Origin of the sequence: Mucilaginibacter frigoritolerans, assembly GCF_007830615.1 — a bacterium.
Classification (GTDB): Bacteria; Bacteroidota; Bacteroidia; order Sphingobacteriales; family Sphingobacteriaceae; genus Mucilaginibacter; species Mucilaginibacter frigoritolerans.
Genome location: NZ_VLLI01000010.1, coordinates 198855 through 220351, shown reverse-complemented (window position 1 = coordinate 220351; position 21497 = coordinate 198855). Strand labels below are relative to the sequence as shown.

At 40.3% G+C, this 21497-nt stretch carries 18 protein-coding genes; 15 read left to right on the top strand and 3 right to left on the bottom strand.

All coding sequences use genetic code 11. From position 1 onward, the window contains the following. Positions 1–20: 20 nt before the first annotated feature. Positions 21–1043: a glycosyl hydrolase gene (locus JN11_RS17260; protein ID WP_170227785.1), complete on the top strand. Its 1023-nt coding sequence runs from the start codon at positions 21–23 to the stop codon at positions 1041–1043. Between the two features lie 3 nt (positions 1044–1046). Beyond that, positions 1047–1565, top strand: coding sequence for a DinB family protein (locus JN11_RS17255; RefSeq protein ID WP_144914548.1), 519 nt, complete (start codon positions 1047–1049; stop codon positions 1563–1565). Positions 1566–1628: 63 nt separating this feature from the next. Here the strand turns inward: JN11_RS17255 and JN11_RS17250 are convergent, their stop codons facing one another. Then, positions 1629–2366, bottom strand: a complete 738-nt coding sequence (locus JN11_RS17250; protein ID WP_144914546.1) for a class I SAM-dependent methyltransferase — start codon at positions 2364–2366, stop codon at positions 1629–1631. Positions 2367–2517: 151 nt separating this feature from the next. Here JN11_RS17250 and JN11_RS17245 point away from each other — a divergent pair, with 151 nt between their 5' ends. From JN11_RS17245 to trxB, 7 genes are all read left to right on the top strand, one after another. Then, positions 2518–2976, top strand: a complete 459-nt coding sequence (locus JN11_RS17245) for a DUF1801 domain-containing protein (protein WP_144914544.1) — start codon at positions 2518–2520, stop codon at positions 2974–2976. 147 nt (positions 2977–3123) lie between these two features. After that, positions 3124–3936 carry a hypothetical protein gene (locus tag JN11_RS17240; protein ID WP_144914543.1) on the top strand — a complete coding sequence of 271 codons (813 nt, stop codon included), beginning with the start codon at positions 3124–3126 and terminating at the stop codon, positions 3934–3936. Between the two features lie 29 nt (positions 3937–3965). Continuing rightward, on the top strand, positions 3966–5594 hold the full coding sequence (locus JN11_RS17235) for an acyl-CoA carboxylase subunit beta (protein WP_144914541.1): 1629 nt from the start codon (positions 3966–3968) through the stop codon (positions 5592–5594). 77 nt (positions 5595–5671) lie between these two features. Next, entirely contained in the window at positions 5672–6106 is a 435-nt protein-coding gene (locus JN11_RS17230) for a DUF3592 domain-containing protein (RefSeq protein WP_170227784.1), read from the top strand. 80 nt (positions 6107–6186) lie between these two features. Beyond that, entirely contained in the window at positions 6187–7368 is a 1182-nt protein-coding gene (locus JN11_RS17225; protein WP_144914538.1) for a dipeptidase, read from the top strand. Between the two features lie 27 nt (positions 7369–7395). Next, complete coding sequence (locus tag JN11_RS17220; RefSeq protein ID WP_144914536.1) at positions 7396–8340, top strand: energy transducer TonB; 945 nt, start codon at positions 7396–7398, stop codon at positions 8338–8340. Positions 8341–8428: 88 nt separating this feature from the next. Then, complete coding sequence (trxB, locus tag JN11_RS17215; protein ID WP_144914535.1) at positions 8429–9385, top strand: thioredoxin-disulfide reductase; 957 nt, start codon at positions 8429–8431, stop codon at positions 9383–9385. Between the two features lie 110 nt (positions 9386–9495). Here trxB and mgtA read toward each other — a convergent pair whose 3' ends face one another. Next, on the bottom strand, positions 9496–12198 hold the full coding sequence (gene mgtA, locus JN11_RS17210) for a magnesium-translocating P-type ATPase (RefSeq protein ID WP_144914533.1): 2703 nt from the start codon (positions 12196–12198) through the stop codon (positions 9496–9498). Positions 12199–12750: 552 nt separating this feature from the next. On the opposite strand from mgtA, the gene JN11_RS17205 reads away from it, so the two are divergent. The 3 genes from JN11_RS17205 to JN11_RS17195 all read left to right on the top strand — a co-directional run bounded on the left by JN11_RS17205 (position 12751) and on the right by JN11_RS17195 (position 16138). Further along, the gene (locus JN11_RS17205; protein ID WP_144914531.1) at positions 12751–12873 is read left to right on the top strand and encodes a 30S ribosomal protein THX; all 123 of its coding nucleotides are present in this window, start codon (positions 12751–12753) and stop codon (positions 12871–12873) included. Between the two features lie 134 nt (positions 12874–13007). After that, positions 13008–15323: a family 20 glycosylhydrolase gene (locus JN11_RS17200; RefSeq protein WP_144914530.1), complete on the top strand. Its 2316-nt coding sequence runs from the start codon at positions 13008–13010 to the stop codon at positions 15321–15323. A gap of 8 nt (positions 15324–15331) precedes the next feature. Further along, positions 15332–16138 carry a hypothetical protein gene (locus JN11_RS17195; protein ID WP_144914528.1) on the top strand — a complete coding sequence of 269 codons (807 nt, stop codon included), beginning with the start codon at positions 15332–15334 and terminating at the stop codon, positions 16136–16138. Positions 16139–16317: 179 nt separating this feature from the next. Here the strand turns inward: JN11_RS17195 and JN11_RS17190 are convergent, their stop codons facing one another. Next, entirely contained in the window at positions 16318–17040 is a 723-nt protein-coding gene (locus JN11_RS17190; RefSeq protein ID WP_144914527.1) for a DUF72 domain-containing protein, read from the bottom strand. A 434-nt stretch (positions 17041–17474) separates the two neighbouring features. Here JN11_RS17190 and JN11_RS17185 point away from each other — a divergent pair, with 434 nt between their 5' ends. The 3 genes from JN11_RS17185 to JN11_RS17175 are packed head-to-tail and all read left to right on the top strand — an operon-like array spanning position 17475 to position 21492. After that, a complete protein-coding gene (locus tag JN11_RS17185; protein WP_144914526.1) occupies positions 17475–19526 on the top strand; it encodes a BatA domain-containing protein in 2052 nt (683 codons plus the stop codon). A 34-nt stretch (positions 19527–19560) separates the two neighbouring features. Next, complete coding sequence (locus tag JN11_RS17180; RefSeq protein ID WP_144914525.1) at positions 19561–20811, top strand: dihydroorotase; 1251 nt, start codon at positions 19561–19563, stop codon at positions 20809–20811. A 12-nt stretch (positions 20812–20823) separates the two neighbouring features. Continuing rightward, positions 20824–21492: a hypothetical protein gene (locus JN11_RS17175; protein WP_144914524.1), complete on the top strand. Its 669-nt coding sequence runs from the start codon at positions 20824–20826 to the stop codon at positions 21490–21492. Positions 21493–21497 lie beyond the last annotated feature (5 nt).

Sequence of the window (21497 nt, the reverse complement as noted above, 5' to 3'; positions counted from 1 at the left end):
TGAATTTTAAAGCGAATAATATGCCAGTAAAGAGATTTTTTTTATTTTTTATAATAATATTTTGTGGCCTTAAAACAAAGGCGCAAACATACGCTCCTGTAAACCCAGATGCCAGCGATGGCGTTAAAAAAACATTAAAGCTGCTGTATGATATAAAAGGGAAATACATTATGTCTGGTCAGCAAAATTATAATAGTGACCTGAATGTGTTTTCAGATAGTGCTAAAAACATTACAGGGAAATACCCAGCCGTTTGGGGGAGTGATTTTATTAACTGGGGCGATAAAGACCTTGGCCCCCAGATTGTTGCCGAAGCCACCAAAAAATGGCAAGAAGGTTACCTGGTTACCTTAATGTGGCACGAGGGCAAACCAACGGACAATCCTCCTTATGAATTCTCCAAAAACGTAATTGCCAAAATGAGCGATGCCGACTGGAACGAATTGGTTACACCAGGCACTGAGCTTAACAAAAAATGGCTGGCTCAGATAGATGTTATTGCCGGATATTTAAAACAACTAAGGGATGCGGGTGTACCCGTTTTGTGGCGCCCATACCACGAAATGAACGGCGTTTGGTTTTGGTGGGGTAACAAAAAAGGCGAAAACGGCATAGTGAAACTTTGGAAAATGATGTACGACAGATACACCAATTATCACCATTTAAATAACCTGATTTGGGTTTGGGGAGCCAATGGCTTAAGGGATATTCCGTTTGATGAGGCTTATGCTTACCAGGATTATTACCCGGGTGCAAATTATGTGGATGTTTTAGGTGCTGATGTTTATCATTTTGATTACGAACAGAGTGATTACGAAGCATTATTAAAAGTGGCCCATGGTAAACCTATAGCACTTACCGAAACCGGCGAACTACCCAAACCCGAAATATTGAAAGTACAACCACAATGGACCTGGTTTATGGTATGGACTAGCTGGCTTTGGACAGATAATACCCACGATAGGGTTAAACAGGTTTACTACCGGCCTCAAACACTGAATCATGATGAGGTGAAGACAAAGCTTGATTCGTTTAAAAAATAAAGCATGAGCAGCAAGCCTGAAGTTTGGCTTCGTGGGCCGTTAAGTGATATGCCTGCCTTAGTGCAGCCTGTGGCGCATGCCCTGTTGCAGGCCCGCGAAGAAATTAATGAATTGATGTTCAATTTTCGTAACGACTTGCTATGGGAAAAGGTAGCGGGCATGGCATCTCCCGGCTTTCATTTACAGCATCTTACCGGGGTTATTAACAGGCTTTTTACCTATGCCCAAGGCCAACAGCTTAACCGCGATCAACTAATTGCCTTAGCTGCTGAAGGGAAACTGACCGACGACGACATAACAGTTACCTCGCTGGTTAATCAGTTTAATAAACAGGTAGATGATGCCCTAAATCAGTTAAGTAATACAGATGTGAATGATTTATCAGCTTACCGGGAAGTAGGGCGGGGCAAGCTACCTTCAACAGTTATAGGCTTGTATGTACACTCGGCCGAGCATACCATGCGGCATGTGGGGCAGCTTTTGGTAACGGTGAAAGTATTGCTAAATCAGCATCGGCATTAAAAAAATAAACCAACCCGGTTAAGGTTGGTTTATAAGTTGATGTTTTTTGATGTTCTTGTCAGTTTATGAATCAGAGCCAAGTAATTTGTTCCTGGTAACCGATACCATAATATCAAACATAGCTCCAATGGTGGTCGTAACTTCCTTTCCGAAGCTTCTTTTTGAAATCATTTTTTCGCACATGCTTTCATCCCAGGGTTTAATAAAATGATTTAAATAGTATTCATCCTGTGGATTAATCAATATTTCTATTTCATCCTCCCATTCGTAATTTACGGTGATGATAGGGGCTTGAGTGCGTTCTAAAATTTTAAAAGCGATGGATGTTTTTGGCAAATAGTATAAAAATGCTTCTCCAAAATCCATCCAGGGTTTAAAGCCTACTACTTCCTTATCGTATAAAACCAGTTTATTGTCAATATCCTGAATAAGCCACCTGTGCGATTCTTTTGGGGCAATGTACTCGCCTAGTAAGGAAGGGGTTTCCATATAACCGCGTTTGGCTACACGAGCCTGTTCTTTAACAAACTGAATTGGGTCATCTACATGCTCCAATACATGCCTGCAAATCACATAATCAAATTCCTGATCTTTAAATGGTAAATGCTCACCGTCGGCTTGAAGAAATTTTTGATTTTTTAAAACTCTTAAGTTTCCCGAGCGGTGGGTGTTGTCTTCAACATATTTGTCAACAACAACGTGGGCTCTTTTGTCCGGGTGATTACCACCGCCTACTTCCAAAACATTGTACCTCTTTTTTATCAGGAGGTCATCCATTGTTTTAGGGGTTCTTATCTTCATGTATTCTCTAAATTATTATTAAGGGGATTTTAATATTTAGAAATAATTTTTCTCATATTATTATTCGCACTTAATGGTTTATACGCTAACTTTAAAAATTAAGATACGGCATACAACTGCAATGTAAAGTAATTTTCGCCAAAGTAACAAATTGAGCAAACAAGACACTAGTGATTTAATTAAATTTTTGCTGCCTTTTCCTAATCATGTTAAGGCAGCGGCATTAGGGCTGCGCGAATTTGTTTGGGACCTGTATCCTGAAACCAACGAGCTTATTTACGATAATTACAATGCTTTGGCTTTTGGCTGGTCGTTAACAGATAAGGCAGGTGATGTTTTTTGCAGCATTGCTGTTTATAGCGAACATGTGAATTTTGGTTTTAACAGGGGATCAGAAATAGCTGATCCTCAAAAGAAACTAATAGGCGAAGGCAGTCTTTACCGGTACATTAGGATCAAAGATAAAGCCGATTTTCCGGAGGAATATATTAGTCAGTTATTATTATCGGCTTATAATAACGCATTTTTGAAACTTAAACCCGCTAAAAACACGTTTAAAGGACAAACGATTGTTAAATCGATATCGCCGGCCAAACGCCGTCCATCATGAATTATGTTTTATATTTAGCGGATGAAAAAATTGTTCTTAATTTTATTTTTTTTCAGTTGCCCTATATTGCTCTTTGCCCAAATTAATTTAGATATAAAAAATAAAAAAATAAATTTTTTCAAAGCTTTAGAAGTAAAAAATAAAAGTGTGTTATTAAAAGATAAATCTCACTATTTAAATAATGAGCAGGTTTATCAGCCTATAATTTATAAACGAAAAAAACAAAATGACCTTCCTGATCTTTTAGTATATTATTTCTATTATAAAAAGGACTCAACAATAAGTTATATTCTTTACGAGTGGGAAGATAAAAGCGATACGGTGATGGCCATATCGCAAACAAAAACGCTTTATGCAAAGTATAATGAGTTAGTTACTCAAATCAACGCAAAATATGGGAAAAGCCAAACTGAAGGTAACCTACGGGATTCTTCTGACCTTGCAGAAAAAGACTATTTAAGGCGAAGTGATCAATGGAGAAATGATTCAACTGATATTCAGTCATATGTTGTTTTATCTAATAGGCATCCTGTATCAAAAAACGTAAGAGTACTGCCCACCCATACCATAAGGGTATTTGTAGGGTCGCCTTTTAAACAAAAGGGGTCCCTTGTTATGTCGAGAGATGAAGTTGCTTATCTTGACAATAAGGTCAGGTTATTTTTAACTGATATTTGTGCCGGTAACTTTGATAGCTTAAGAAAGTACATAACCCATACAGTTGCCTCGCGGGTTAAAGACGAGCAATTAGATAAATTAAAAGACGAGATAAAAAATGAAATGTGGGATCTGGATCAAAGCCAGAAACAGGTTACATTTACAGGAAAAGCATATACAAACCTAAGATATATAAGACACGGAGATACCGCTAAACCACCAACAGAGGTATTAAATATTTTATTTGATGAAGAGGATAAAATAGTAACCGTGTTGCCATTGAAAGGATCGCCGGGTGACTAACATTTAAAACAGCTGCTTAAAATAAGCCTATGGACATCGAGTTTAATAAAAACGAGGACATTAATAAACAGCTTGTTTATGAGCTGAAAACGAGGCTTAAAAAAATATACACTGGTGGAGGCGAAAAAGCAGCTGCTAAACAAAAAGAAAAAGGCAAAATGCTGGCCCGCGAGCGTGTTGCTTATCTGCTGGATAAAGACAAACCCTGGCTGGAAGTGGGCGCTTTTGCAGGCGATGAAATGTACGCTGAACATGGCGGTTGCCCATCGGGTGGAGTAATATGCGGTATTGGCTATGTGTCTGGAAGGCAATGTGTGGTGGTGGCTAATGATGCTACCGTTAAAGCAGGAGCGTGGTTCCCCATCACGGCTAAAAAGAACTTAAGGGCACAGGAAATAGCCATGGAAAACCGGTTGCCTATTATTTACCTGGTTGATTCGGCAGGCGTTTATTTGCCTTTGCAAGATGAAATTTTCCCCGATAAAGAACATTTTGGACGCATCTTCCGCAATAATGCCATCATGAGCAGTATGGGCATTATTCAAATTGCAGCTATTATGGGTTCGTGCGTGGCAGGTGGTGCTTATTTGCCTGTTATGAGCGATGAGGCCATGATTGTAGAAGGTACGGGATCAGTTTTCCTGGCGGGATCATATCTCGTTAAATCGGCCATAGGCGAGGATGTAGATAATGAAACCCTGGGTGGTGCCACTACCCAATGCGAAATATCAGGCGTTACAGATTATAAACATCCCAATGATCAGGCATGCCTCGATTCCATCCGGAACATTATGAGCATGGTCGGCGATTTCCCCAAAGCTGGCTTCGATAGAATAAAAGCATCGCCCCCTAAATTAGACGAAAAAGATATTTACGGTATATTACCGGATAACCGCGAGAAAGCCTATGACATGATGGAGGTTTTGCTGCGTTTACTGGATAACTCCGAATTTGAAGAATATAAAGCAGGGTATGGGCAATCCATTATTTGTGGCCTTGGCCGTATTGACGGTTGGGCTGTGGGCATTGTTGCCAACGAACGTAAAGTAATTAAATCAAAAAAAGGTGAGATGCAGTTTGGTGGCGTCATTTACTCCGACTCGGCCGATAAGGCTACCCGCTTTATTATGAACTGTAACCAGAAGAAAATTCCGCTGGTGTTTTTGCAGGATGTTACCGGCTTTATGGTAGGCAGCCGTGCAGAGCATGGCGGCATTATTAAAGATGGTGCTAAAATGGTTAATGCCGTTGCCAATTCTGTAGTGCCTAAGTTTACCATTGTGGTGGGCAACTCATACGGTGCAGGTAACTACGCCATGTGCGGCAAGGCATATGACCCAAGGTTGATTTATGCCTGGCCTTCAGCTAAAATAGCGGTAATGGGTGGTGGATCGGCTGCTAAAACCCTCGTACAGATCCAAGCCGCCGGACTAAAAGCAAAAGGCGAAGAAGTTGATGCCGCAAAAGAAGCCGAACTATTAAAACAAACTACCGACCGCTATAACGCCCAAACTACGCCATACTATGCCTCGGCCAGGCTTTGGGTTGATGGTATTATTGATCCGCTGGAGACCCGTAAAGTAATATCAATGGGTATAGAAGCCGCCAATCACGCACCCATTGAAAAAGCCTTTAATGTGGGGATAATACAGACGTAGGTTAGATGACTTCCGAAAATCATGTGCAATTTTGGGGGTTGATGAACTTTCATCTATATTTATTCCAAAATCTTATCATGACAAATGAAAATATAGACCTTCTTATCTTTATTCTGATTGGCATTGCAATGATTGTTTTTGGCAATTATAAGCTTACAGAATATAGAAATCTGATTAATACAGGGATTAAAACAGAAGGTATAGTCTTTAGTATAGAAAGTAGCTATGATACTGCGGACAACATGGCATATTACCATCCCATTATTAGGTTTACTACAAAAGAAAATGAATGGGTAACGGAGCGTTATGACATAGGTAGCTCGCCATGTCCTTATAAAGTAGGAGAAAGTATTAACATCATATACGACCCCAACGATAATAAAAAATTTATTATTGATAATGGGAATGCCAAACTATTAGGTCCGATAATAATGATATTGGGCGGGGTTTTTATAGTAGGTTCTATTATTCAATATTTACATCCGTTTTTAAATCAGTCGTTCAAGTTTTAAGTAATGACGGTTTCGGATAGCCGTTTTTTAATTTTTTTAAGGATATTTCATTTCTATTCCTTTCTTCCTATCTTCCATCCATGAAAAAACTCTTACTCCCCATTCTCTTGCTATCATTAACCAGAGCCATCGCCCAAACACCCGAAGAAATTCACCAACGGGCCATTTTGGTTGATACGCATAACGATGTATTATCAAATGAGATTATACAAGGCTTTGATATTGGCAAGCTGCAGCCCAAGGATGTAAGTAACCTCGATTTGGCACGTGCCAAACAGGGGGGATTGGATGCACAGGTTTTTTCTATTTGGTGCGGGCCGCAATATGGCAAAGGCACCGCATTTAAATTTGCCAACCGCGAAATAGATTCCCTTTATGCCCTTATTGCCCGTTACCCGGATAGGATCACCCTGGTGCGTAATTCGGCACAATTGGAGAAAGCGGTAAAAGAAAAGAAAATGGCCGCGCTAATAGGCGTTGAAGGTGGCCACATGATAGAGGATAGGATGGATTATATCGACAGCCTGCATAAACGCGGCATGTGTTACCTAACCCTCACCTGGAACAACAGTACCTCATGGGCAAGTTCAGCAACAGATGAAACCACTCGTCGCGATAGTTTAAAACATGTTGGCCTTACCGATTATGGCAAACAAATAATACATCACCTGAATGATCTGGGGGTAATGATTGACCTCTCACACCCCGGTGAGCAAACTTTTTATGATGTGCTGGCTACCACCAACAAACCCGTTATTGCTTCGCATAGCTGTGCCTATAGCATCAATCCCTTCAGACGCAACTTAAAGGACGCTCAGCTGAAAGCACTGGCCAAAAATGGGGGAGTAGTGTTTGTGAACTTTTTCAGTGGATTTGTAGATAGCAGCTTCTTTAAGAAATATGATCACTTTTTAACGGTGCATAAAACCGAGCTTGACTCCTTAACCAAAATCTACAATGATGAAGATTTAGCTGCCGACAGACTCTGTACCATTTATAAATCTGAAACAGATCTGATCCGTCCGCCATTGAGCCTGCTGATTAAACACATCGACTACATTGCCAAATTGATTGGCGTTGACCATGTAGGTATCGGATCAGACTTTGACGGCGCCCCATCATATCCATTGGAGATGGATGATGTAACTGACTATCCCAAAATAACTGCCGAGCTTTTAAAATTGGGCTATACCGAAAATGATATTGATAAAATATTAGGGGGAAACTTTTTAAGAGTGCTAAAAGCTAATACCGGGAAATAAATTAGATTTGCGATCTAAATTATCACAATGAAATACATATTTATTCTTTTTTATACAGTTTTAACGTTACCTGTTTTTGCCCAAGTACAAAAAGTTTATATAACTAAAAATGGCAGTTTTTCTGTCAATAAAAAAAAGGCGATTTCCTATATCCTGATTGAAAAACTAAGTGGTGATTCTTCCTATCTGGTAAATCAATATGATATGAGTGACACTATTTTGATGCATGGGACTTACATGGATTCTACGCTTAAAATTCAAGATGGAAAATTTGTTTATTATAAAAAGGACCGTACCGGAGCTACTGAATTTGAAGGACAGATCGATACAAATAACTATATTAAAACAGTAGCTTATTACAAAAACGGTACTCCAACCGGAACCACTATTGAATATGAGGCTAGGAATTTAAAAACTGCTGAATATACGTATACTGAGGGAGGGCCTAGAATTAAATTCAAGAAATATGTTTATCGCGGTGTCGACGCAGGCCATCGTATGGAAGGGGAAATTTTGAACGACACCATTGTTGGCAAGCAATACGTCTATAATAACGTAGATAATGTATTACTCAGAGAAGAAGAATATAGTAATAATGTATTGATAAACACCTTCGTTCATATGCGTGATGCACAAGCATCAGATGACTTTTGGAAATATATGGAGAAAAAATTAAAAAAATATAGAGAGCAGTTAAGTAACGATGTTCCTGTTTTGGATTTTACGGTTGATAAAACAGGGAAAATAGTAGACGCTAAAATTGTTAAAGGAATAAAGCCGGATTTAGATGCTGCTTTTATTACTGCAGTAGTGAGCGCAGGAGGATGGCATCCTGCCACTTATGATAATGTTGCTATAGAACAGCATTTTGTTATAAAGCTTATTCCTTTTGTTTATAGTACCTCAATTTCAGGATTTGGAAATGAAAAACGGGGAATAAGAAACTTTGATGTGAAATTTATATACAAATAAATAATATGCCCACTATCAATAAGTTTACCACTTATTGACCGATACTAAGCTGTCTTTTGCTAAATTTGCTGATAAATATAAATTACTGATGTCTCAAGAGAACGAACACGTTAAATGTCTGATCATTGGATCGGGTCCTGCCGGATATACGGCTGCTATTTATGCTTCACGTGCTGATTTAAAGCCGGTTATGTATACAGGTTTGCTTGCCGGTGGCCAGCTTACACAAACTACCGAGGTAGAGAATTATCCCGGTTATCCGAATGGTATTATGGGCCCCGAAATGATGGAGGATTTCCGCAAACAGGCCGAACGCCTGGGTACTGATATCCGCTATGGCTATGTAAGTTCAGTTGATTTTTCGAGCCTGCCGCATAAAGTGGTGGTTGATGATATCAAAACCATTCTTGCCGATACGGTTATTATCTCTACCGGTGCATCTGCCAAATGGTTAGGTCTGGATTCAGAACAAAAATACAGTGGATTTGGTGTTTCGGCATGTGCCGTTTGCGATGGCTTTTTCTTTAAGGGGCAGGATGTAGCCATAGTAGGTGCAGGTGATACCGCAGCCGAAGAAGCAACCTATTTGGCTAAACTTTGCCGTAAAGTGTACATGATTGTACGCCGCGATGAATTCAGAGCATCAAAAGCTATGGTTAGCAGGGTATTAAATACTGCTAACATTGAGATATTATACGATAGCGAAACCAAAGAGATTGTAGGCGACGGCCAAAGTGTTACCGGTGTAACCGTTATCAACAACAAAACAAACGAAACCAAAACTTTAGATGTTACCGGCTTCTTTGTGGCGATAGGTCATAAACCGAATACCGATATTTTTAGAGGCTGGATCCACATGGACGAAACAGGTTATATTAAAACCACTCCCGGATCAACCACTACTAACATAGAAGGCGTATTTTGCTGCGGCGATGCGCAGGATCATATTTACCGCCAGGCAGTAACTGCTGCAGGTACCGGTTGTATGGCAGCTATTGATGCAGAACGTTACCTGGCCGCTAAAGAACACATCGTTACAGCGTAAGTAAAAGGAATAACAGGTTTTAAAGCCTGAATGTATAAATAATAAAAGCAGATTGGTTACTAATCAATCTGCTTTTATTATTTAATGTACTTGGTGTTAGTTTTTCTTACTTAAAGCCACAGGTTGAATTTTTTGATGAACCATGTTTTAACTACTTGGGTTAGCAGGCAATAAGCGAATAGTATACCGATAAGCCATGGGAAAAAGGCTATTGGCAGCGGTTCCATTTTAAATGCCGTGGCAAGTGGTGAAAATGGAATAAACAACGCTATAGCCATAATAGCCGTGGTTAGGGCCACTACAGGTGCCGCTGCCCAGCTTTGTATAAACGGTATTTTACGGGTACGGATCATATGAACAATTAATGTTTGAGAGAGCAGGCTCTCAACAAACCAGCCAGTTTGAAATAAGCTTTGATGTGCCGGACTGTTGGCCTTAAATACAAACCACATTACCGCAAAGGTAGCATAATCAAATATGGAGCTGATGGGCCCTATGTATAACATGAATTTGCTGATGCCCCTTGCATCCCATTTTTGAGGTTGATCAATAAAATCAGCATCCATACTATCCCAGGGTATGGAAGTTTGCGAAATATCATATAATAAATTATTAATCAGAATTTGTATGGGCAGCATCGGCAGAAAAGGTAGCAATGCGCTGGCACCCAACATGCTGAACATATTACCGAAATTACTGCTGGCCGTCATCTTAATGTATTTGATGATGTTGCCAAATGTTCTTCTGCCGTAAATAACGCCTTTGCGCAATACCATAAGGTCTTTTTCCAGCAAAATAATATCTGCACTTTCTTTGGCAATATCCACCGCGGTATCAACAGAAATGCCCACGTCTGCATCACGCAGGGCAGCAGCATCGTTAATACCATCTCCCATAAATCCAACAGTATGGCCTTTTGCCTGCAGCAGTTTAATGATCCTGGCCTTCTGTATAGGGCTTAGTTTAGCCAGTATACTGGTTTCATCCAGTTTTATGGATAATTCGGCATCGCTCATCTGTTCCAGCTCCTTGCCTGTTAAAACATGGAGCACCGGAATGCCCACATCCCTGCAAATCTTTTTGGTTACTATTTCGTTGTCGCCAGTAAGCACTTTGATACTAACACCTAACTTCTGCAAACCTTCTATAGCAGGCTTGGCGGATGGTTTAGCAGGGTCTAAAAAGCCTATAAAGCCGGTCAGTACCATGTCTGTTTCATCAGCGACAGAGTACGTTAACGGGCGTTCGTCGTACTCCTTAATTGCTACCAGTAATACGCGTAAGCCCTCCTCATTTAGTTTGCGTGAGGTATTTAAGATGATTTTACGCATCGCGTCATCCATCAACACAATCTTATCGTTCTCAATATGTAACTGCTTATCTTCACCCGGATCAAAGGCGTGAGAACATAGGTCAAGCATTTCTTCTACAGCACCCTTACAGATCAATAAATGTTTCCCATTCTTTTCTTCAAGGATCACACTCATTCTGCGTCTTTGAAAATCAAAGGGTATTTCATCAATCTTTTTAAATTGCTCATCTGCATTTACACAGCTATGAATCTCTGCATGTTCCAATACGGCAACATCCAGCAGGTTCTTTAGCCCGGTTTGATGGAAACTATTCAAATAGGCCCATTTCATTACCTCATCGTCTTCACCACCAAAAACATTTAAATGCCTTTCCAATACAATCTTATCCATGGTGAGGGTGCCTGTTTTGTCTGTACAGAGAATATCCATTGCCCCGATATTTTGGATAGCATTCAAGCGTTTAACAATAACCTTACGCTTGCTCATGTTTTTTGCACCTTTAGCCAGGTTAGCAGTAACAATCATGGGTAACATTTCGGGGGTTAAACCCACAGCAACAGAAATGGCAAACATTAAGGCATCAAACCAATTATGTTTTGTTAGTCCGTTGATAAGGAAAACTAAAGGAACCATTACCAGCATAAAACGGATAAGCAGCCAGCTTACCTTATTTACGCCTTTATCAAAACTGGTTTCGTTGCGTTTTCCCGTGATGGCTTTACCAATAGTGCCGAAATAAGTTAAGTTGCCGGTAGTAACCACCAGTGCATGTGCAGTGCCACTAACCACATTGGTGCCCATAAAACAAATATTATCCAGTTCTAAAGGTGATTTTTTGTGAGCATCAGCAATGCTTAACTCTCGTTTTTCTAATGGTAATGACTCTCCGGTAAGCATTGCCTGGCTCACAAACAAGTCTTTTGATTGTATGATGCGGCAATCAGCAGGTATCATATCACCGGCACTCAGAAATACAATATCACCCGGAACAAGGTCTATAATGTTAATTTCAAATTTTCCTTTTTCCTGGCGTTGTACAGTCGCGGTAGTTTTAACCATACTTTTCAGCTCTTCAGCTGCGCGGTTGCTGGTATATTCCTGCCAAAAGCGGAGCAAGGAGCTCAGTATAACCATTACGCTAACCACAATCACTGTTTTATAGTCCTGTTCACCGGGTGCAGCCATCAACACATCCATCACAAAAGAAACGGATGCCAGTACAATCAAAACCGCTATAAAAGGGTTTAAAAAAGCCTGAAACAATTGCACAAACCATGCTGGCGCCTTTTCGTGTTCAATCTCGTTTAAGCCGAACTTTCTTTTTTTCTCTTCAACGCTTGCCTTATTTAATCCCGTTTCACTACATTCCAGTGTATTATAAAAGGAATGGGCGTCTTCGTTAGATACTCTGCGGAGCAAGGCTACAGCAGCCTCATCAAATCCGGATACAGTTTTTGAATGGTCGGTATTTGTTTTTGATATTTTTTTTAGTGCGTTCATGATATTTGCCTGTAGTCATTTTATTTGATAGAATAGTATTTAATTGTCAATATAAAAGATGACTCAACCACATTCCAGGCAACCTTCGTATTCAAAATGATGACAACATAACAGCATGCCTTCGGAAACAAGAAAACTATTGGCCAGGGAAAAGCTAATTACTTTTCGGGCAGAAAAGGTAGCCGGGCCAGAATGTTTAATGATAGGTGTTGTTTGTTTTTTGAGGGATTTGAAATTCCTTTTTTCTCTTTTACGCATGACAATAATAGTTTGCCCTGACTAAACAGGACTGCGTAATTGAGCGGCCCTGAGTTTAGCAGGAGGTAAGTAACATTTGGTGTGTTCTACTCGGACCCGTATCCATTTTCTTAATTTTTAATGATGGCGCAAAAGTAAGGATAATAACAATGCAATGCCATTGCATAAACCCATAAAATGATGTTTTATTACAAATGATTTTTAAACCCTCAAAAATGTTAATGCATACAAAGTAATAGTTTAAACCTTTTTTCGTATTATTGATATTATTAACCAATAATAAATTAAACTACCATGGGAAAAGGCGATAAAAAAACACGAAAAGGCAAAATTGCAATGGGATCGTACGGAAAAACACGACCGCATGATCATAAAAAAGATAAACCTGCTGAAGCTGTAGCCGAAGCAAAAAAATAAGCTGAAGAGCCGCCCTGATACTAAACGGGGCGGCTCTTTTGTTTTGAACAGATTTTTTACATCTGTAGTTTGCTGTTTTTTTGCAAAATCTGTTAACTTCACCACCTTGAATTTGATAGCATTAACTTTAATTTATGTTTAAAAAGATTTTTTGCCTGCTTGGTGTTTTTATGGCAGTTGGTATTGGTATGACCAATGCGCAGGATACTGACCCTAATATGGGTATTATTCCGGCCCCGGTATCCTTAAAAAAAGGTCAGGGTGAGTTTGTTTTAAGTCAGCAAACCGTTATCATGGCTGATAGTGTAACCAATAAAGCGGTACTTTTTTTAACAGATTATATTCAAAATAAAGCTATGCTGCATGTGCAGCTTCAGCAAAATAATGGTGCCTCTACTGCAAATAGTATTGTACTTACTTCTGCTGGTACCGATGGCTTGCCGCCTGATGGTTACCGTTTAACCATATCGCCGCAACAAATCATCATTTCGGGCAAAGGAGCGGGCCTTTTTTATGGCATCCAAACCTTAATACAACTCATCCCAACTGGTAGAGCCGCAGCAATTCATTTGCCTGTTGTGCAGATTGAGGATTATCCACGTTTTGGCTATAGAGGCTTAATGCTGGATGTATGCCGCCATTTCTTTTCGGTTGAGTTTGTTAAAAAATACATCGACCTGATGGCTACCTATAAGCTGAATAATTTTCACTGGCATTTAACTGATGACCAGGGATGGCGCATCGAAATAAAAAAATATCCTAAGCTAACCCAAATTGGCAGTCAGCGTGCGCAAACCGTTATCGGTAATTACCATGACCGTACGCCACAACAGTTTGATAATACCCCATATGGCGGTTATTATACGCAGGATCAGATTCGCGAAGTAGTTAAATATGCAGCCGACAGGTATATTAATGTAGTGCCCGAAATTGAAATGCCCGGCCACTCAGAAGCTGCTTTAGCTGCGTACCCCGAATTGAGCTGCGACCCATCAATGAACTATAAGGCTGCCGAAACCTGGGGCGTGTTCCACGATATTTATTGTCCGTCCGACAAAACTTTCAGCTTTTTGCAGGATGTTTTAACGGAGGTGATGGACCTGTTCCCAAGCAAATACATCCACGTTGGTGGCGATGAGGCGCCGAAAGATGTTTGGAAACAATCGCCTTTTTGCCAGAAATTGATCAAAAAACTGGGTTTAAAAGACGATAAAGCAGGAAGCAAGGAAGATAAGCTGCAAAGCTACTTCATTCAGCGGATGGAGAAGTTTGTAAACTCAAAAGGCCGAAGCATTATTGGTTGGGATGAGATTCTGGAAGGTGGCCTATCGCCAAACGCCACGGTAATGAGCTGGAGAGGTGAAGCAGGTGGCATCGCGGCAGCACAACAAAACCACAATGTGATCATGACTCCTGGCAGTGGTGGCTTGTACATTGACCATGCACAAGGTAAAAATGAACCGTTGAGCATTGGCGGTAACGAGCCATTAACCAAAATATACAGCTACAATCCAACTCCGGCCATTTTAACTCCCGATCAGCAAAAATACGTATTAGGCGTACAAGCCAATTTATGGACAGAGTACATCCCTACCGAAAACAAGGTAGATTATATGGTGTTACCTCGTTTACTGGCGCTATCAGAAGTGGCATGGTCGCCTTTGGCTAATAAAAATTATGTTGATTTTGCTAATACCCGCCTGCCATCGCATTTAGGAAAACTGGATACCAAATTCAATTTCCGCGTGCCTGCAGTTATTGGGGCTGTGGATACTATTATGTTTGGTTCCCAGTTAAATGTTAATTTAAAACCATCAGTAAAAGGAGCTACAGTTTACTATACTATTGACGGTTACGAACCCGGATTAACCGATATGCCTTTTACTATACCGATGACCTATGATGTGCCTCAGGATCAATATCGTGAGCTAAAGGCTCTTGTAATTACTCCATCGGGCAAAAGGAGCCAGGTAACACATGTAACAGTTTACAACAAAACACCGTTTAACCCTGTAACTTACCAAGTAATAGGCAAAGGCCTAAAATATCAACTGTTTACCGGCGAATTTACCAGTCTGGCACAATTAAATGGTGCTGCGATTATTGATACCGGCACAGCAGTAACTTTTAATACGGCTGCATTTAAAAAGAATATAAAAGGATTTGGCGTAATATACAGCGGTTTTATTCGTATTGATAGTGATGGTGTTTATGGTTTTACCACATCATCAGCCAATGGTTCGGCTTTATTGATAGATGACCAGCCGGTAGTTGATAATGATGGTAAGCATGGTGTTTTTGATCAGGGTGGATCGGTTCCGCTGTTAAAGGGCTATCACAAAATTACCGTTAAGTATTTTGATGTCGCTAATGCCGGAAGTTTAAGGGTGTTTATGACTATTCCGGGTAAACCAAAAGGAGAGTTAACACCTGATACATTGTTTAATTGAGGTTTCGAATGAAAAAAATATTCGGGTTTTATATTTTTATGCTGATAGGTTGCGCCTTTATAACAGGTTGCAGCAATGATGATAAACCAACAGGTGCTGCTACTACTATTGAGAAGAAACCGGTTGTGATGGATCCCTTCAGGTACCATAAGCTGATAGAGGTTTCACCGGGGCAGGATTATGATATCCTAAGCTGGGGCAGAGGATCGGCAACCGTTGGTGCGTTTGAAATATTACATTCAGATTCGGCCGCAGCCAAATACACCACTACCACCGGCGATTTGGATGGCAGCATTGTTGATGTGTATAACTCAGATATGGATCTGGATGGCAATCCCGAAATAATAATTCAGGCAAAAGGTAAAGATACCATTAACTATACCACCATGTATGCTTTTGAGTTTAGTAACGGCAAGGCACAAAAGCTTGATTTCCCAAAACTCAATCAAAAACAAAGACAGGGATATCGTGGTAGTGATAATTTTTACATAAAAGATGGTACGCTGATGCGGGAGTTTCCGATTTATAGCGGCAGCGGAAAAGATGCCAAACCAAGCGGACAAAAACGCCTGTTACAATATGGTTTACGTGATAATAGCTTTACCGTAAAACAACTCAGCACCGACTCAACCAGTACAAAAGGTGCCCAAACCGCAGTAAAAGACGCAGTAAAGCCTGCTGAAACCTCAACTAAGCCCAAACAAAGTTCAAAAGAAACCAAAAAGAAGAACACGGAAATTAAACACAAAAAGAAACATAAAAAACATCATCACACCAGTGATAGTGATGGAAGCGGTGGTGATGGGGAGCAGTAAAATCAAACTCCTTCTGTAATTTCGAACGAGGGCGCCGAGGAGAAATCTTTTGCGCCTTGTATTAACGTTTGCGTAGTGCGATTTGTATATCCGCTCTGTATAGTCCGCATAGCCTATCGAAAAAGATTTCTCTCTATCGTTCGAAAAGACAAGTTGTAAAAAGGAATGAGAAAAGAATTCTATCCAACCATTCCCAGCATTTCTTTTGCATTTATTACCCCAATGGTATCATAATCATTATTAAAATAGCACCAGGCTTCTTTAGTCTGGTTATTGCTTTTAATACTGTTCACAATCTTTTGCAGAAATTCGACAGAATAGCGTGACCGGTATAATTCCGGCACACCGTGAAAACGATAATAAACCACATCGGTATTTACAATCACCTCATCAGGCAGGGTAGGGTGACTCATACCACAAAAGGTAATTTTATTTTTAACCAACTCTTCGTAAACGTCATCACGCCACCAGCTTGTATGGCGTAGTTCGAGCACGTTTTTAAATGAGGGGTTCAGGCTGTTGATGATCTTCTTCAGATTGGCTTCGCTGTAGTGGTAGCTTGGCGGCATCTGGAATAACACAGGTCCCAATTTTTCCTGTAAGCCATTATTTATAGTATCATAAAAGCTGATGATCAGATCACTTGTGTCGTTAAATTTCTTATAATGGGTAATTGCCCGCGGTGCTTTCACTGAAAAACGGAAATCAGCAGGGCTTTTTTGATACCAGTTTTGCAAAAATGATAATTGTGGAAACCGATAAAAAGTAACATTGAGTTCCAGCGTTTTAAAATGCTCACAGTAAAAATCAAACCATTTGCGTTGCGGAAGATCGGTTGGATAAAACGGTCCTTTCCAGTCCTTATAATGAAAGCCCGAGCAGCCAATATGCCAGTTTATCATATTTTAGATGTATTTTATGGTAATAAGCCGGACAATTGAAAATTGTTTTTTTAAGGGGATGAAACACTGCCAATTTTGTGGTCTGATTAAGGGCGGCGTTGCAGTCGTTTAATTAATTATAATTCAGTTAATTGTATGGAGTAATGAGTCAGGTGGTGGGCTATGTTTTGGGTTACCTTTTGGTTTATCTTATGATCCACTAAATAAAAACAGTAAACCAAAACCAAAACGAGTAGTAGAAGTATAGAGGGTGAAATGATTTTTTAAAAATTGATTTTCAGATTGATAATCAACGGGGAACAACTTTCATTTACAAATATAAAAAGAAAAATTTGCGCTAAAAAGAAAAAGTTTTTATACACATTCAGCTACCTGCATAGCAATAAATCGCTCCGTTTTTCGTAAATTTGTATGTATCACTCCGCATCTTAAATATGCATTTTTTATACCCTGCTTTTCTATTTGCATTTTTATTTCTGGCTATACCCATACTGATTCACCTGTTTAATTTTCGCAGGTATCAGAAGGTGTATTTCAGCAATGTGCAGTTTTTGAAAGAAATACAGGAGCAGCAGTCATCCCGTAAAAACCTTAAAGAACGTCTCATATTAGCGTCAAGGATGTTGGCCGTCGCTTTTTTGGTATTTGCCTTTGCCCGGCCATACATTTCCGGTAAAAACGCAACCAATGCCGGTAAACAGCAGCAGGTAAGCATCTTTGTTGATAATTCATATTCCATGCAAACGCTTAACAGCGAGGGCACTTTGTTGGATGAAGCCAAGCGCCGCGCCAAAGAAATTGCATCCGCCTATAGCATAAACGACAGGTTTCAACTGCTTACGCAGGATTTTGAAGGTAAGCACCAGCGTTTACTAAGCCGGGATGAGTTTAATGATGCCGTTGATGCAGTGAAGATCAGCGCACAAAGCCGCAGTCTGCAGCAGATCATTAGCCGCCAACAGAGCTTATTGGATATGCAAAAAGGTGGCTTGAGGTCTGTTTATGTGATATCCGATTTTCAAAAAAACATGGCAACACCCCAGCCCGTAAAAGCAGATGCAGGCCTGCGGATCAGTTTGGTACAGCTTAAAGCTAGTAAATTACCCAATGTAGCTGTTGATTCTGTTCAGTTGTTGAGTGCCATACATCGCCCAGGTGAGAGTGAGAAGCTGGTGGTAAGGTTGCATAACTATGCGGATGAAGCTGCCGAAAAAATACCGCTTAAATTACTTATTAACGGACAGCAAAAAGCTTTGGGAAGCTATACCGTAAATGCACGCTCAGTGCAGTATGATACGCTTACCTTTTCAGGCTTGCAGGCAAGCTGGCAGCGAGCCGAAATTACTTTGCAGGATAACCCTGTAACTTTTGATAATCAGTTTTATTTTTCGTTTAATGTACGGCAGCAAATGCCTGTTTTACTGATTGATGGTGGTACTGTTAATCCCTACCTGAAAGCTGTTTTTGCGGCCGATCCTTTTTTTGCAGCCAGACGCGTGCCCGATGGTAATGTGGATTATGCCTCCCTGAACACTTACCCGCTGGTTGTACTAAGTGATATAAATGCTATTTCAACCGGCTTGTCGCAGCAACTTAAAACATATGTTGCAAAAGGTGGTACCCTGTTGGTTTTTCCATCGGCAACAGCCGATTTAACCAGTTACCGTTCTTTTCTGGAACCCATGAATGTGGCTTATCCCGAAAAATTAATAACCGGTAATGCTAAAGTTGATGGGCTGAACCTGCAAAACGCAGTATTTAAAAATATTTTCGACAGTTTCCCTCAAAATCCGGATCTGCCGGTGGTTAAACAATATTATACGTTAAGCTCATCATCCGGTCATCCTGAAAACCTGATGACTCTGCCGGGCAGGCAAGCGTTCTGGACAGGCTTTAGCTCTGGAAAGGGAAAAGTATATGTTTCGGCTGTAGCTTTGAATGAAGACTTCAGCAATTTGCCAAGACATGCCTTGTTTGTACCCATAATGTTCAGGATAGCGCTGCTAAGCGGGCATGATCAATCTTTGTTTTACACCCTTGGTAAAGATGAAACCATTGAAATACCACCCGTACAAACCAATGATAAGCAAGTGTTGAAACTGGTTAAAGGAACCCAAAGCATCATTCCGGATACCCGGCAGCAGGAGGGAAGTACCCAGTTATTTGTGGCCGATCAATTGCACGATACTGGTTTGTATGATCTTAAAAAACAAGACAGTACCGTAGCGGTTATCGCTTTTAATGATAACCGGAGCGAATCAGATTTAAGCTATTTAAGTATTACCGAACTGGGTAAACAAGTGCCGCAATCGGGCCCCGTTTTGGAGGGTGGAAATGGCTCGTTAAAAGGTGCTGTAACAGAAACAAATTTCGGCTTACAATTATGGAAACTTTGTATAATTTTGGCATTGATTTTTCTGGGGATAGAAATACTGCTCATCAGGTATTACAAAACTGATACAAAGCAGATTTCCCAACCGGTTTAATGAATAAAAATACCCACCTTTTAAAGCAACGTAAATGAATTTGCTTATTAAATCTGCTAAAATAATTGACCCTAACTCGCCATTTAATCAAAAAATTGCTGATGTTTTAATTGAAAAAGGAGTAATCAGTAAGATAGGCACAGATATTGAAGCTGATGCTGAAGTTATTGATGGAGAAGGCAAATTTATTTCACCAGGTTTTTTCGATCTGAACTGTAACATAGGCGAACTGGGCCTGGAAACTAAAGAAGATCTTTATACCGGAACCAAAGCAGCCGCTGCCGGTGGCTTTACCGGTATAGCGTTAATGCCAAACACTATTCCGCCGGTACATTCAAAAGCCGAAATTGAATATTTACTAAACCGCGCTACCAAAAATCTGGTTGACGTATATCCTTTAGGTGCTATTTCATACAAACGCGAAGGGAAAGACCTTGCCGAAATGTATGACATGTATTTGAGCGGTGCAAAGGCATTTACCGATGGTAACAGACCCGTACAGGATGCAGGCCTGATGGAACGCGCCCTTTTATATGCCCAGGGTTTTGATGCATTGGTGTTTTCTTATCCGGAAGATACGGCTATTGCTGGGAAAGCTAAAGTAAATGAAGGTGAAGTAAGTACATTGTTAGGCATGAAAGGCATACCACCGCTTGCCGAAGAATTAATGATAGCGCGCGATCTTTATCTGGCTGAATATACCGGTTCAAAAATCCATTTCAGTACCATCTCAACCACCCGTTCGGTTGAACTGATCAGAGAAGCTAAGCGTAAAGGTATTGAAGCTACCTGCGATGTAGCTGCTTATCATTTAGTGTTAACCGATGAATCGCTTTTAGGCTTCGACAGCCTTTATAAAGTAAAGCCACCGCTACGTACGCAAGATGATGTGAACGCTTTGCTAGAGGGCTTAAAAGACGGCACAATAGACGCCATAGTATCGCAACATACCCCGCACGAAGTTGAATTTAAAGATGTGGAGTTTGAAGTGGCTGAATTTGGAATGATAGGCTTACAAACAACCTTATCACTGGCTTTACAAACCGGGTTGGATATTAACCTGATAGTTGAAAAACTGGCTGTTAATCCAAGGCAGATATTAAATATTGATGTACCTGTAATAGCCGAAGGGCAAGCAGCTAATTTGGTGCTTTTTGATGCAGATGCAGAGTGGGAGTACACCAAAAACAATAACAGGTCAAAATCTTATAATTCGCCTTTTATAGGGCAGAACTTAAAGGGTAAAGTGCTGTTAACTTTAAACAACAATCACCTATATAAATAAAAACATTAAATCATGATCGACCCAAAAGTTGAAACCGCAGTAAAAGTAGCATTTGCCGCTTTTACACAATACAGCACCTTTGATGCTACCCCTTTTACTTCGGTTTTTGCTGAAGTGTTTGCATCTGAAGAAGATTTTTTAAGCAAAGTAGATATGCTGGATGAAGTTTTTGATGACTATCCGCAGTTGGAAATTTTGCGCGAAGTTTTCTTTGACCTGCTGATGATTAACTTTTTTAGTGCCGATATCAAGAAGTTGGAGGAAGATTACCTTGACTCGCCCGAATGGGAAGAGATTGAGGAAGATACACTTGACCGTGGTACCGAATTATTGAACCTGCTGCTTTATTTAAATGAGTGCCAGGACGAAGGTATTGAACCCGAGCTGGAAGATTACCTGAAAGAATTTTTATTGGTTGACGAAGATGAGTTTCAGGACGAATACAGAATCTACGAGCCGGTAATTGCCCACCAGGTACTAATGGAAAGCCCTGTCGCCGAAATCAGTAAGGTAGCCGAAAAACTACCCGAAGATTCAGAATTGAAAGAATTATTTTATCCGATGATGTGCTTCTTCCAAAACATTAAACCATCGGCACAAGACAAAAAGGCTATTGCGGACGAAGCCATCACCAGGGACTTTGATATGGCTGTACTGGAAATTTTAATCAGCTTTAGCTAAACTAT

What these genes read in the sequence shown, in the direction of transcription:
- JN11_RS17260 (WP_170227785.1), top strand. Translation starts at nt 21, where the DNA reads ATGCCAGTAAAGAGATTTTTTTTATTTTTTATAATAATATTTTGTGGC.
- JN11_RS17255 (WP_144914548.1), top strand. Translation starts at nt 1,047, where the DNA reads ATGAGCAGCAAGCCTGAAGTTTGGCTTCGTGGGCCGTTAAGTGATATG.
- JN11_RS17250 (WP_144914546.1), bottom strand. Translation starts at nt 2,366, where the DNA reads ATGAAGATAAGAACCCCTAAAACAATGGATGACCTCCTGATAAAAAAG.
- JN11_RS17235 (WP_144914541.1), top strand. Translation starts at nt 3,966, where the DNA reads ATGGACATCGAGTTTAATAAAAACGAGGACATTAATAAACAGCTTGTT.
- JN11_RS17230 (WP_170227784.1), top strand. Translation starts at nt 5,672, where the DNA reads ATGACAAATGAAAATATAGACCTTCTTATCTTTATTCTGATTGGCATT.
- JN11_RS17225 (WP_144914538.1), top strand. Translation starts at nt 6,187, where the DNA reads ATGAAAAAACTCTTACTCCCCATTCTCTTGCTATCATTAACCAGAGCC.
- JN11_RS17220 (WP_144914536.1), top strand. Translation starts at nt 7,396, where the DNA reads ATGAAATACATATTTATTCTTTTTTATACAGTTTTAACGTTACCTGTT.
- trxB (WP_144914535.1), top strand. Translation starts at nt 8,429, where the DNA reads ATGTCTCAAGAGAACGAACACGTTAAATGTCTGATCATTGGATCGGGT.
- mgtA (WP_144914533.1), bottom strand. Translation starts at nt 12,198, where the DNA reads ATGAACGCACTAAAAAAAATATCAAAAACAAATACCGACCATTCAAAA.
- JN11_RS17205 (WP_144914531.1), top strand. Translation starts at nt 12,751, where the DNA reads ATGGGAAAAGGCGATAAAAAAACACGAAAAGGCAAAATTGCAATGGGA.
- JN11_RS17200 (WP_144914530.1), top strand. Translation starts at nt 13,008, where the DNA reads ATGTTTAAAAAGATTTTTTGCCTGCTTGGTGTTTTTATGGCAGTTGGT.
- JN11_RS17195 (WP_144914528.1), top strand. Translation starts at nt 15,332, where the DNA reads ATGAAAAAAATATTCGGGTTTTATATTTTTATGCTGATAGGTTGCGCC.
- JN11_RS17190 (WP_144914527.1), bottom strand. Translation starts at nt 17,040, where the DNA reads ATGATAAACTGGCATATTGGCTGCTCGGGCTTTCATTATAAGGACTGG.
- JN11_RS17185 (WP_144914526.1), top strand. Translation starts at nt 17,475, where the DNA reads ATGCATTTTTTATACCCTGCTTTTCTATTTGCATTTTTATTTCTGGCT.
- JN11_RS17180 (WP_144914525.1), top strand. Translation starts at nt 19,561, where the DNA reads ATGAATTTGCTTATTAAATCTGCTAAAATAATTGACCCTAACTCGCCA.
- JN11_RS17175 (WP_144914524.1), top strand. Translation starts at nt 20,824, where the DNA reads ATGATCGACCCAAAAGTTGAAACCGCAGTAAAAGTAGCATTTGCCGCT.